The 12757-nt window shown below is 62.5% G+C and carries 13 protein-coding genes; 6 read left to right on the top strand and 7 right to left on the bottom strand.

What is annotated here, in order from left to right:
* Together ctaD and coxB are read right to left on the bottom strand one after the other, a co-directional pair.
* Positions 1–1521, bottom strand: a 1521-nt coding sequence (gene ctaD / locus EN884_RS08205) for a cytochrome c oxidase subunit I (protein WP_128360523.1), incomplete at its 3' end; no start/stop codon positions are given.
* A 38-nt stretch (positions 1522–1559) separates the two neighbouring features.
* Positions 1560–2576: a cytochrome c oxidase subunit II gene (gene coxB, locus EN884_RS08200; protein WP_032809847.1), complete on the bottom strand. Its 1017-nt coding sequence runs from the start codon at positions 2574–2576 to the stop codon at positions 1560–1562.
* A gap of 259 nt (positions 2577–2835) precedes the next feature.
* Here coxB and EN884_RS08195 point away from each other — a divergent pair, with 259 nt between their 5' ends.
* A complete protein-coding gene (locus tag EN884_RS08195; RefSeq protein WP_013532781.1) occupies positions 2836–3390 on the top strand; it encodes an invasion associated locus B family protein in 555 nt (184 codons plus the stop codon).
* Between the two features lie 157 nt (positions 3391–3547).
* Positions 3548–4960 carry a metalloprotease TldD gene (tldD, locus tag EN884_RS08190; protein ID WP_024503610.1) on the top strand — a complete coding sequence of 471 codons (1413 nt, stop codon included), beginning with the start codon at positions 3548–3550 and terminating at the stop codon, positions 4958–4960.
* Positions 4961–4983: 23 nt separating this feature from the next.
* On the opposite strand, the gene EN884_RS08185 is transcribed toward tldD, so the two are convergent.
* On the bottom strand, positions 4984–5277 hold the full coding sequence (locus EN884_RS08185; RefSeq protein WP_063167679.1) for a hypothetical protein: 294 nt from the start codon (positions 5275–5277) through the stop codon (positions 4984–4986).
* 41 nt (positions 5278–5318) lie between these two features.
* Between EN884_RS08185 and EN884_RS08180 the strand changes: the two genes are divergently transcribed.
* A complete protein-coding gene (locus EN884_RS08180) occupies positions 5319–5474 on the top strand; it encodes a hypothetical protein (RefSeq protein WP_244514273.1) in 156 nt (51 codons plus the stop codon).
* A gap of 198 nt (positions 5475–5672) precedes the next feature.
* Positions 5673–6332 (top strand): transglutaminase-like cysteine peptidase, encoded by a 660-nt coding sequence (locus tag EN884_RS08175; RefSeq protein ID WP_063167678.1) that lies wholly within the window; start codon positions 5673–5675, stop codon positions 6330–6332.
* A gap of 16 nt (positions 6333–6348) precedes the next feature.
* Here EN884_RS08175 and EN884_RS08170 read toward each other — a convergent pair whose 3' ends face one another.
* A complete protein-coding gene (locus EN884_RS08170) occupies positions 6349–7590 on the bottom strand; it encodes a class I SAM-dependent RNA methyltransferase (RefSeq protein ID WP_063167677.1) in 1242 nt (413 codons plus the stop codon).
* On the bottom strand, positions 7587–8351 hold the full coding sequence (locus EN884_RS08165; protein WP_063167676.1) for a TlyA family RNA methyltransferase: 765 nt from the start codon (positions 8349–8351) through the stop codon (positions 7587–7589). Before EN884_RS08165 ends, EN884_RS08170 begins: the two co-directional genes overlap by 4 nt.
* 326 nt (positions 8352–8677) lie before the next feature.
* Here EN884_RS08165 and EN884_RS08160 point away from each other — a divergent pair, with 326 nt between their 5' ends.
* Both EN884_RS08160 and EN884_RS08155 read left to right on the top strand, forming a co-directional pair.
* A complete protein-coding gene (locus tag EN884_RS08160; protein WP_063167675.1) occupies positions 8678–9673 on the top strand; it encodes a sterol desaturase family protein in 996 nt (331 codons plus the stop codon).
* Positions 9670–10821: a GNAT family N-acetyltransferase gene (locus EN884_RS08155; protein WP_063167674.1), complete on the top strand. Its 1152-nt coding sequence runs from the start codon at positions 9670–9672 to the stop codon at positions 10819–10821. Before EN884_RS08160 ends, EN884_RS08155 begins: the two co-directional genes overlap by 4 nt.
* 88 nt (positions 10822–10909) lie before the next feature.
* Here the strand turns inward: EN884_RS08155 and EN884_RS08150 are convergent, their stop codons facing one another.
* Entirely contained in the window at positions 10910–11203 is a 294-nt protein-coding gene (locus EN884_RS08150) for a hypothetical protein (protein ID WP_024503606.1), read from the bottom strand.
* A gap of 148 nt (positions 11204–11351) precedes the next feature.
* The coding region (gene dxs, locus EN884_RS08145) for a 1-deoxy-D-xylulose-5-phosphate synthase (RefSeq protein WP_128360522.1) at positions 11352–12757 on the bottom strand (1406 nt) is incomplete at its 5' end.

Below are 12757 nucleotides of genomic sequence, written 5' to 3'. Positions count from 1 at the left end.
GCCATGGAGGAAGAGGAGGACGCCGACGGCGAAGATATACGAGCCGATGGACGACACATAGTTCCAGCCGGCAAACGCATCGGGGTAGTCGATGGTGCGGCGCGGCATGCCGGCGAGACCGAGGAAGTGCTGCGGGAAGAAGATCAGGTTCACGCCGACGAAGGTGACCCAGAAGTGGGTGTTGGCGATGACGGGCGAATACATGTAGCCGGTCATCTTCGGGAACCAGTAGTACCAGCCGGCGAAGATGGCGAACACCGCGCCCAGCGACAGCACGTAGTGGAAGTGGGCGATGACGAAATAGGTGTCATGCAGCGAGCGGTCGAGGCCGGCATTGGCCAGCTGGACGCCGGTGACGCCGCCGATGGTGAACAGGAAGATGAAGCCTAGCGCCCACAGCATCGGCGTCTTGAACGAGATCGACCCGCCCCACATCGTCGCGATCCAGGAGAAGATCTTCACGCCTGTCGGCACCGCGATGACCATGGTGGCGAAGACGAAATAGCGCTGCGTATCGAGCGACAGGCCGGTCGTGTACATGTGGTGCGCCCAGACGATGAAGCCGACGGCGCCGATCGCCACCATGGCGTAGGCCATGCCGAGATAACCGAACACCGGCTTCCTCGAGAAGGTCGAGATGACGTGGCTGATGATGCCGAAGCCCGGCAGGATCAGGATGTACACTTCAGGGTGACCGAAGAACCAGAACAGGTGCTGGAACAGGATCGGGTCGCCGCCGCCGTCGGGCGCAAAGAAGGTGGTGCCGAAATTGCGGTCGGTGAGCAGCATGGTGATGCCGCCGGCCAGAACCGGCAGCGACAGCAGGAGCAGGAAGGCGGTGATCAGCACCGACCAGGCAAACAGCGGCATCTTGTGCAGCGTCATGCCAGGCGCGCGCATGTTGAAGATGGTGGTGATGAAGTTGATGGCGCCGAGGATCGACGAGGCACCGGCAATGTGGATCGACAGGATCGCCAGATCCATGGCCGGCCCGGGCTGGCCCGAAGTCGACAACGGCGGATAAAGCGTCCAGCCGCCACCGACACCATAGGCACCCGGTGCGCTCGGCATGAACATCGAGGTGAGCAGCAGGATGAAGGCCGGCGGCAGCAGCCAGAAGGAGATGTTGTTCATGCGCGGGAACGCCATGTCGGGCGCGCCGATCATGATCGGGACCATCCAGTTGGCAAAACCGCCGATCAGCGCCGGCATGACCATGAAGAAGATCATGATCAGGGCGTGCGCGGTGGCGAAGGCATTGTACATGCTCTTGCCGCCGTCGATCGCGGCGTCACCGTTCATGCCGTAGACCATCTGCGCCAGACCGCTGAAGATCTGGATGCCAGGCTCCTGCAGTTCCATGCGGATGGCGACCGACAAGGCGCCGCCGATGATGCCGGCCATGATCGCGAAGATCAGGTAGAGCGTGCCGATGTCCTTGTGGTTGGTCGAATAAACCCAGCGCACCCAGCCGTGATAAGGCTTGTGGTCGTGCCCGTCGTGAGCTGCAGCGTCTGCCATGTTCCGCTCCGTTCCCTAAATCTTGCTAACCCGCGGCATCAGTTGCCGGCGGCCGCTACCTTGTTCTGGCCGTCGACCTCGGCCATCAGCGTCTTGTTGGCGCCGGGCAGATCGGTCTTGGCTGCCGCCAGCCAGGTCTTGAACTGCGCATCAGAGACGACGCGGATGGCGATCGGCATGAAGGCATGGTCCTTGCCGCAGAGCTGCGAGCACTGGCCGTAAAAAATACCTTCCTTCTCCGCCTTGAACCAGGTCTCGTTGGTGCGACCCGGAACGGCGTCGATCTTGATGCCGAACGACGGCATGGCGAAGGAGTGGATCACGTCGGTCGCGGTGACGAGCACGCGGGTCATGGTGTTGACCGGCACGACCAGCTCGTTGTCGACGGCCAGCAGGCGCGGGTAGACCTTGCGGTCCTCCTTGCCGGCAGCGGCGCGTTCGGCGTCCTGGAGGATCGCGGAGTTGAAAGAGAGCGTGTTGTCGGTCTGGTACTCGTAGTCCCAGTTCCACTGGTTGCCGGTCGCCTTGACGGTCAGCTTTGCTTCTTCCGGCGGCGTGTATTGCGCGGTCAGCAGCTGGAACGAGGGGATAGCGATGAGGAGCAGGATGACGACAGGTCCGATCGTCCAGATCAACTCGATCCACGTGTTGTGGCTGGTCTTGGACGGAACCGGGTTGGCGCTCGCGCGGAATCTGATGATGCAATAGGCGAGAAGAATCAGCACCAGGATGGTGATCGGGACGATGAACCACATTGTGTAGTTCCCGAACCACTCGATCTGCCGCATCATGTCGGTCGCCGGCGCCTGGAAGGTTGTCTCCCAGTTCTTGGGCTGGTCGGCATGGGCGGATGCGCCGGCGAAAAACGTGATAGCGGCACAAGCACTTAGAAACTTGGCACTTGCTGGAACCTTGGCGTTTGCCAGGAAATTTCTCATCGCCCTCATCGTCTCCCAGTTCCTCGCTGTGGTACCCACGAGAATAACGAACAATGCCGGGACGGGAATCCCGACAGTTTCAAGCTGGTTCAAACCATACTCTTTTTCCCTCCGCAAGAAAGGAGCGGACGAAACCGTGCGGCATTTTTGCGCGCAAGCCCGGATGTGCCTTTGGAGGCAGCCGCGGCAGCCCCGAATCGCCTACATTGAACCCACAGCGGCATTCCCGCGGCGCGCACGTGCCGAACGTCGCAATTCGGGCGAAATTGGCAGGGAAAAGCGCCGTATTGGCTTTTTCGGGGCAGACCTGGTGCGGTCTCGTCCTTTACTTGGCTTTGGCGCGGCTTAAAGTGCCGTGATTCGCAATGGAGCCGTCATGAATTACTGGCTTTCGAGAAACTCTCGGTTTTCGAGAAACTGGGCGAAGGTCATCTTTTTCGCCGCCCTGTCTGGCATCGGCTTGTCCGCGATCGTGTCCGGCACGGCGAACGCCGCGCAACCGAGCGGTACCGTTCGCTCGACGCATGGCGCATGGTCGATCATCTGCGACACGCCGGCCGGTGCCACCTCGGAACAATGCGTGATGATGCAGAACGTCGTCGCCGAGGACCGTCCGGAGATGGGACTGTCGGTCGTCGTGCTGCGCACCGCCGACAACAAGGCGGAGATCCTGCGCGTTCTGGCGCCGCTCGGCGTGCTTTTGCCCAACGGGCTTGGCCTCAATGTCGACGGCAAGGACATCGGTCGCGCCTATTTCGTGCGCTGTTTCCAGGACGGCTGCTATGCCGAGGTTATCCTCGAAAAGCCGCTTCTCGACACGCTGAAGACCGGCACGTCGGCCACCTTCATTGTCTTCCAGACCCCGGAAGAAGGCATCGGCATCCCGGTCGACCTCAAGGGTTTTGCCGACGGCTTCGCCGCCCTCCCCTGAAAGCCCGGCGACATCACCGGCTTCATCAACCAGAAGTGACGTCGACGGTCTGCTGGCAAACCGCTTTTGTCTTCACAATGCGGCTGAGCGATTGTCTCGGCGCACCTTCGCGCCTACATCGTGGCAAAGACCCATTCCTCCTGTGAACGGACGCGCCATGAACAGCCTGATCGGCCAATTCGACATTTCAGACGATCGCATCAAGCAGATCGTCGCCGAAACCATCAACGGCGCCGATGACGGCGAGCTGTTCCTCGAATACAGCGAGAGCGAAGCGCTGATGTTCGACAATGGCCGGCTGAAGACCGCCAACTTCAACACCGACCAAGGGTTTGGCCTGCGCGCGGTTGCCGGCGAAGCCAGCGGCTATGCCCATTCCAGCGATCTCTCCGAAGCTTCGCTGCTGCGCGCGGCCGATGCCGTTTCGACCGTCAAGGGCGGCTATTCCGGCACGCTTGCCGCCGCACCCGCCCGCACCAACCGCCATCTCTATGGCGAAGAGAACCCGATCCCCTCGCCCTCCTTCGAGGCCAAGGCAAAGCTCCTGCAGGAAATCGACGCCTGGCTGCGCGCCGAGGACCCGCGCGTGCGGCAGGTTTCGGCATCGCTCGCCGCATCCTGGCAGCATGTCGAGATCGTGCGCGCCGACGGCCAAATGGTGCGCGACATCCGCCCGCTTGTCCGCGTCAACGTCTCCGTCGTTGTCGGCAATGGCGACCGCCAGGAGAGCGGCTCCTACGGCATGGGCGGCCGCAAGGCGTTTGGCGAATTCCTGGTCGAGGACAGCTGGAAGCACGCCGCCAAGGAGGCGCTCAGGCAAGCTCTGGTCAATCTTGAGGCGATACCGGCGCCGGCCGGCACTTTCGACATCGTCTTGTCCAGCGGCTGGCCGGGCGTCATGCTGCACGAGGCCGTCGGCCATGGGCTGGAAGGCGATTTCAACCGCAAGAAGACCTCGGCCTTCGCCGGACTGCTCGGCCAGCAGGTCGCCGCCAAGGGGGTGACCGTCGTCGACGACGGCACGATGCCCGAGCGGCGCGGCTCGCTGACAGTCGACGACGAAGGCACGCCTTCGGCCCGCAATGTGCTGATCGAGGACGGCAAGCTGGTCGGCTACATGCAGGATCGCCAGAACGCCCGGCTGATGGGCATGAAGGCAACCGGCAACGGCCGCCGCGAAGGCTACGCACACCAGCCGATGCCGCGCATGACCAACACCTATATGACGGCGGGCGACATGGAGCCGGACGAAATCATCGCCTCGGTCAAGAACGGCATCTATGCCGTCTCCTTCGGTGGCGGCCAGGTCGACATCACCTCGGGCAAATTCGTGTTCGGCTGCACCGAGGCCTACATGATCGAGAACGGCAAGGTGACGCAGCCGATCAAGGGCGCGATGCTGATAGGCAACGGTCCGGACGCCATGCATCGCGTCTCGATGATCGGCAACGACATGAAGCTCGACACCGGCATCGGCATGTGCGGCAAGGCCGGACAGGGCGTGCCGGTCGGCGTCGGCCAGCCGCATCTGCGCATGAACCAGATGACGGTGGGCGGCACGCGGGTCTGAGCGAACGGCCCCGATGGCCGGGCTTATGCCTTGCCGATAGACCGGCGCGAAGTCGTGTAGAGAATCAGGAAGGCGATGACGCCACCGATCGCATATTTGACCCAAGCACTCAGGTAGTCGACGGTCCCGTCGTGGCCGGAGACATACAGCGCAGCTGCGACAAACGTCATGGCTGCGATGCCAAGTGCATAGGACGGCAATAGCCCGGTTCGAGCGATCTTTCGCAAAATCCAGGCGACGAGCGCACCCGAGAGCGCCATCATGAGAGTTGCGCCGGCGCTTACGTTATGCGGCGCCTGACATCGCGCTGCGGACATTTGGCGGGCTCCCAACAGTAGAGGTCGCGGACAGCGCGGTGGTGTCGTCCGCACTCGACCTCGCAAAGAAGGGAATGGATTTCGCAGATGCTCTGCATCTGGGGAAATCAGCTCATTGCGCTGGCTTTGCAACCTTTGATCGTAATTTCCTCAAGGCTGCAAAGACGGCGGGATATGACAGCTTGCAGGAAGCATGACAAAGGTCCGTCGCTGGCGCCCTGATGGTCGAGTCAGACCGAATGCGCCCGCTGATGCTTGCGTTTTCCAGTTTGAATTCCCGGCTGCACCTTGAAGTGAACACAATCGGCATTAGGAAATTGTTAGGTGTTTAACTGCCTGGGCTGCCGTTTCCGCACGAACGCAGTGCCGGCCTTCTGGTTGCGGTGGTGTTGGCAATGCGGCATTTCCCCGGCGTCCTGACCTCCTCTTTCCTGCTTGGCTTCGTTTCGTTGATTGGCGCGACATGGTTGCAAGCCAGTCCGGCGGCGGCACAGTCGACATTGTTCAAGTCGCGATCGACGCAATCTGCCGCAATTGGTGGAAGCACCAGCGTCCCCTACGGTTGGGTCGATTTCTGCCATCGCCGGCCAAAGGAGTGCAAGGTGCCCGCTCTGCCGGCCGCGAATATCAAGCTGACCGCGCAGAACCTACGCATCCTCAAGCGGATAAATCACAAGGCGAACAGCGCCATCAAACCCGTCAGCAATTTCGATCACTGGGGTACGATGGCGGATCACTGGGACTATCCGGTAGACGGTAAGGGCGACTGCAAGATCTACGCGCTCTACAAGCGCAAGCTTCTTCTGGCAGCGGGATTCCCCCGGCAAGCGTTGCTGATGACCGTGGTGCGCGACCTGGACAATGAAGGCCACACCATTCTGACGGTGAAAACCGACAAGGGTGATCTTGTCCTGGACAATCTGGTCAATGAGATCAGGCCCTGGAATGCGACGGGCTATTACTTCGTGAAACGTCAGTCGCAGCAGAACCCAAACACCTGGGTGTCGATCAACCAACGCGGCGGCACGTCGAAACGACTGTCGCCAAGTTCGTAGGGCCGAAGCCTCCAGGCTATCGCCGCTTCTTCGGCTTCTCCAGCAGTGCCACCGCTTCGACTTGCGGCGACCACAGGAACTGGTCGATCGGCGTCACGCTCTTCAAGGCGTAGCCGCCGTCGATGAGGATGCGCAGGTCGCGAGCCAGCGTCACCGGATTGCAGGATACCGCGGCAACGTAGGGAACATCCGAGCGGGCGATCTGCTTCGACTGGTCCTCGGCGCCGGCGCGCGGCGGGTCGAACACCACACCGTCGAACGCATTCAACTCCTTGAACGTCAGCGGCCGGCGGAACAGGTCGCGGCGTTCGCCCGTCACCCGCTTCAAGCCGGTGGCGAAGCGCGATCCACGGTCGAGCGCTGAAAGCGCTGCCGCATCGCCTTCCACCGCATGGACTTCCGACTTCGCGGCCAGGCGCAGAGCAAAGCTACCGCAACCGGCGAAAAGATCCGCCACCTTCTTGGCACGCTTCAGATGTCCGCCGACGATGTCGGCCATCGCCTGTTCGGCGGCCTCGGTTGCCTGCAGGAACGCGCCCGGGGGCAAGGCGACAGCGACGCTGCCGAACATGACCACCGGCTTTTTCGGCTCGATAATGATTTCGTCATCGATGGACAGCCTGGCAAAGCCCTGCGCCATGACGAAGTTAGCCGCGATCCGGCGCTGGTGCTCCCCGAGCTTGCCGGATTCGTGAACCGCGACATCGAGCCCCGAACCGGTCACGGTGACCGCCAGCCGGAACGATTTGGCGGTTGCGCAGACCAATTCGGCGAGCGCCTTCAAGCGATCGAGCGCGGCAACGATCTCCGGCAGCGAGATCGGGCATTCCGATATGGCGACGATCTCCGGCGACAGATGGCGATGGAAGCCGAGCAGCATGCCTGTCTCGGTGCGCCGGGCGGCAAGCACGACACGGCGGCGCGTCTGCGGTGCGCAGGCGACCAGGTCACCGATCTCGCAATCGATGCCCTTGCCCTTCAGGATGTGCGCCACTTTTTCGCGCTTCCACTGGCGATAGGCTTCGGCTTCGAAATGCTGGAGCGCGCAACCGCCGCATTCGGTGAAGTGGCGGCAGGCGGGATCGATGCGCAGCGGCGATGCTTCCAGCACCGCCATCAGCATGGCGCGATCCCTTTCGCGCGCGGCGGTGACCGTTTCACCGGGCAGTGTGAAGGGAATGAACAGATCGCCTGTCTCGGTCTCGGCGACACCGTCGCCCTGGGCGCCAAGTTTCCTGATGCTGAAGCGCGCGCTCATCGGTCCTTGATCCCACCGAGCAGGAATTCGCGATTGCCGTCGCCGCCATCGATCGGCGACAGATGCAGCCCCAGCGAGCGCCAGCCGGGAACGGAGTCCAGCCAATCCTGCAGCAGGCCGGCGACACGGGCGGCGTCGAAGGGATCCTTCAACAGACCACCCTTGCCGATCGCTTCCCTGCCGGCCTCGAATTGCGGCTTGACCAGAAACATGGCCTTTGCGCCAGCCTTGGCCAGACCAAGGGCCGGCGGCAGCGCCAGTTTCAGCGAGATGAAGCTGACGTCGGAGACGATGAAATCCGGAATACGCCCGCCGAGATCGGTGACGGCGAGGTCGCGGGCGTTCAGCCCTTCGATCACCGTCACACGCGGGTCGCCGCCGATATCAGGATGCATCTGGCCATGACCGACATCGACGGCGGTGACATGGGCCACGCCGCGCTCGAGCAACACCTGGGTGAAGCCGCCGGTCGAGGCGCCGATGTCGAGCGCTTCACGGCCGGCAGGATCGAGGCCGAAATGATCGAGCCCGCCGATCAGCTTGAGTGCCGCGCGCGACACATAGCCTTGCGCCGGATCATCGATGGTAACGTGACATTGCGGCAAAACGCTCTGGCCGGGCTTGCGCGCAATGAGGCCGTCGACGGTCACAGTGCCGCGCTCGACCGCGTCGCGGGCACGCGAGCGGCTGGCAAACAGCCCGCGCTGGACGAGCAGGTCGTCGAGCCGCTGGCGTGCGCTGGCTGGCAGAGGCGAATTCATCGGCCTTCATGGCGAAAGCCGACGACGATGGCAAGAGCGCCAGCTGGAAGCATTTCGTCTCCCGTTCCCATCATCACGCTCAGCATCTTGCACGGCGACGATGGTGAGGCGTCCCGTCCCGCCGACCATCCTTATGAATACCCATGCGTTACGCCCGTTGAGACGGATGACCGCCGAAGCATGAGGTCTCACCGCCTGCGGGTAAATACCAACAATCTAGAAAGCCTCATGATTTCTTAACCAATTTTCATCGCATTTGCTTGAGGACTTCAATGTTATGACCGCGACGACGGGAAAACCCGGATGAAGAGGCGGCAACTTTGGAAATGGCCAGCGACATCGTCTACAAGGTTCTTGACCGGATTTCTGGCGCCGGCCTGCTGGCGACCGGACTTCTGTTGCTGACTGCTTTGGCCAGTGCCCTGGTCGCCTATTGGCGCACGGTCGAGAAAAAGAGCTGGAAAGAGTTCTTCGAGTTCGCGGTCCCGCATGAGGTCATCACGCATCCTTCGGCGAAAGCCGACCTTTTGTTCTGGGTGACGCGGAAGGCGCTGATGCCATTCCTCATGCTGCCCGCCGGCGTCGTCTTCGTCAGCGCCGTCGGCTATGCGACGAACTGGTTGCTCTCCACGCTGCTGGCAATCCAGCCGCCTCTGATCGAGGGGCCGGCGGGGCCTGTGACGGTGACGATCTTCACCCTCACCATGCTGCTTGCCTACGACATTTCGTACTATCTCTATCATGTCGCCCAGCACCGCTACCCGGTGCTCTGGGAACTGCACAAGGTGCACCATTCGGCCGAGGTGATGGTCGGCATCACCAAGGATCGCGTCCACCCGCTCGACGAATTGATGAACCGGGCCTGGGACGGCGTCATTCCCGGCATCTGCGTCGGCATCTGGTCGCTGGTGTCGCTGAACCTGGTTGAACTGACGGTCTTCGGCGTCAACGTCTACATCATACGCAACATCCTGATGATGGATTTCGTCAGGCACACGCATTTCAAGATCTCGTTTGGGCCGTTGAACAATCTGATCCTGTGCCCACACTGGCATCAGTTGCACCACAGCACCGACCCGCGCCATTACGACAAGAACTTCGGGCTGCTCTTCTCGTTCTGGGATCGGCTCTTCGGAACTCTGTGCGTTCCGAAACCCGACGAGGACTTCAAGTTCGGTTTGATCGAACGCAACGTGCGCGACTACCAGTCGCTCGCAGGCCTCTATGTCATGCCGCTGCAGCGGATGTGGCGGCAGATCGCCAGACATTTCCGCGCCGACAAGCCCGAGCCACAGCAATCGCCGCAGGGGGGCAAGCCATGAACGGACCGGCCGTGTTTCGGATGCAGCAAGCGCACCGGATCGAAATTGCAACCTCGCCAGAGCGACTGGCAGAAATCGCGCCCGCCTGGGCAGCGCTCTGGCAACGCGCCGGCGGCCTCGTTTTCCAGCATCCCGACTGGATCTCGGCCTGGTGGCACACCACACCGCATCAGGACCGCCGCGGCCTCAGGATCGGCCTGGTCTGGAGCGGCGAGCGCCTCGAGGCGGTCATTGCGCTCGCGACCTTCTGGCGCTCGGGCATCCGTATGCTGGAATGGGCGGCGAAGGATCACTGCGACTATGGCGATGTCCTGCTTGCTCCCGATGCAGAGCCACAGATCCTGCCGCAACTCTGGCAACATATCCTCGACGATAGCGGCTTCGATCTTGCGTATCTCAATCGGCTGTTGCCCGATGCTCGATTCCGGACCCTGCTTGGTCCCGCCGCCCCAGGCCAGGGCAGCATCTTGCAGCCGAGCCACCGCAGCGAGGTCAGCTACCGAGTTTCCAGCGCCGGACAACGCGGCGCACAATGGTTTGAAAGCCAGTCGAAGAAAACCCGGCAAAACTATCGCCGTGGTTACAAATTCATGGAGGAAGGCGGCGCGCTGCGTTTCCGCCTGATGGATGCGCACGAAGCCCGCGAGCCGGTGCTGGAACGCGTCGCCGCGCTGAAACGGCTATGGCTCGCAAAACACGGCCGCGTTTCGGACCTGTTCGACGAAGGTTCCCCCGCGCTGCCGGCACTGATCTCCGTTCTGGCCGGGCTTGGGTTGCTGCGCATCTTCGTGCTCGAACGCGAAGACGAGATCATCGCCATATCGATCAATTTCGAGCAGCATGGAACCATGATGGCTTTCGTCACCACCTATGATCCGGCCTTCGAACGGGCCTCGCCGGGCATGGTCTTGATGATGGATTACATCCAGTGGTCGTTCGACAGGGGCTTGACCACGATCGATTTTCTCTGCGGCGGCGAGGATTTCAAGCGCCGCTTTGCGACGCATTCGGTGATCTTGTCGTCAGTGGTGGGTGGACGAAACCTGCGCGGACGCCTTGCCGCCCTGGCAGACCGCGCCCGCCACGCGGCGCAATCCTGGCGCCCCGAGAAACCGGCGCAACAAGCGGAGCTGGTGGCGGCGGAGTAGCAGTGCCGACGCCTTTAGATCACCCGCACAGCGGCAAAGCACGATGAAACGATCGGGCAATCCCGATCAGGGCTTGCTGGTCTCTAGCTCAGAATACGCTTCGCGAAACCGGGCGCTCGACGGCCGGAGACAACCCATCCGCACGCCCTCCCGACGCTTGCTCGCGTGAAGGCTCGATGGCAACCGCAGGTGCGGGAACGGGGGCCGGCAGAACCACCAGTTGCGGCACCTGCTTGAAGGAAAAGCCGCCGCGGATGTCGCCCATCTTGCCGGCGACGATGCCCATGGCCGCCTTTTCGAGGCTGCGATCATAGCGCGTTTCGGCTGTGGCCGGCGCGACGATGACGGCGCAAAGCGCTGCGCCGCACAGAAGCGTTTTCATTGTTGCTGTCTCCCTGCCTGATCACGATCTAGCAGGGCGCCGTTGAAAAACGGCCAAGAGACACGGTAAGCAAAGCGCCAAACGGCAGCGTAAACAACGCGTTAAGAACGTTGGCCGGCAAACTGATTCAAGTCACTGAGACTTTGATTCAGGCGCGCTGGGCGCGAACCGTATGCCCGAGCGCGACGAACACGGTGCGCACGATGCCGGCAGCATCGAGCCCGGCATCGGCATACATCTTTTCCGGCTTGGCGTGGTCGGTAAACACGTCGGGCAGCACCAGCGGGCGCACCTTCAGGCCGCTTTCCAGCAGGCCTTCATGGGCGAGGAACTGCAGCACATGGCTGGCGAAGCCGCCGACGGCGCCCTCCTCCACCGTCACCAGAACCTCATGCGAGCGGGCCAGCCGCCGGATCAGATCCTCGTCGAGCGGCTTGGCGAAACGGGCGTCGGCGACCGTGGTGGAGAGCCCGGCAGCCCCTAGCTCCTCGGCGGCGATCAGGCAATCCTGCAGCCGTGTGCCGAAGGACAGCAATGCTACCTTGGTGCCCTCCCTGACGATGCGGCCCTTGCCGACTTCGAGCACGGAGCCACGCTCCGGCATGTCGACGCCAACGCCATTGCCGCGCGGATAGCGAAAGGCGATCGGGCCGTCATCATAGCTTGCCGCGGTGCGTACCATGTGGCGCAGCTCCGCCTCGTCGGCCGCCGCCATCACCACGAAGCCCGGCAGTGTCGCCAGGAAGGTGGTGTCGAAGGCGCCGCAATGGGTGGCGCCATCGGCGCCGACGAAGCCGGCGCGGTCGATGGGAAAGCGCACCGGTAATTTCTGGATGGCGACGTCGTGGACGACCTGGTCGTAGGCGCGCTGCAGGAAGGTGGAATAGATGGCCGCGAACGGCTTGTAGCCTTCGGTGGCGAGGCCGGCGGCGAAGGTCACCGCGTGCTGTTCGGCGATGCCGACATCGAAGGTCCTCGACGGGAACGCTTCGCCGAACAGGTCGAGGCCGGTACCGCTCGGCATGGCTGCGGTGACGGCGACGATGCGGTCGTCCTCGCGGCCCTCCTGGACCAGGCTTTCGGCGAACACCTTGGTGTAGGCCGGTGCGTTGGCCGGCGCCTTGGCCTGCGCGCCGGTGATGACGTCGAACTTGTTGACGCCGTGATATTTGTCGGCGGCGGCTTCCGCCGGCGCATAGCCCTTGCCCTTCTGGGTGACGACATGGATGAGCACCGGGCCTTCGCCATTGTCTCGGACATTTTTCAGGACCGGGATCAGATGCTCCAGATTGTGGCCGTCGATCGGGCCGATGTGATAGAAGCCGAGTTCCTCGAACAGCGTGCCGCCGGTGACGTAGCCGCGTGCATGCTCGACCGCCCTTGTGATCGCACGATCCGCCCGCTTGCCGAGATAAGATGTCAGTTTTTTGCCGAAATCGCGCAGGCCGATATAGGCCTTGCCGGAGGCCAGCCGCGCCAGATAGGCGCTCATGGCGCCGGTTGGCGGCGCGATCGACATGTCGTTGTCGTTGAGAATGACGATCAGCCGTGCAT

This window comes from Mesorhizobium sp. M7A.F.Ca.AU.001.01.1.1, assembly GCF_004022735.1.
GTDB lineage: Bacteria > Pseudomonadota > Alphaproteobacteria > Rhizobiales > Rhizobiaceae > Mesorhizobium > Mesorhizobium ciceri.
This window is presented reverse-complemented; position numbering and strand designations above follow the sequence as displayed.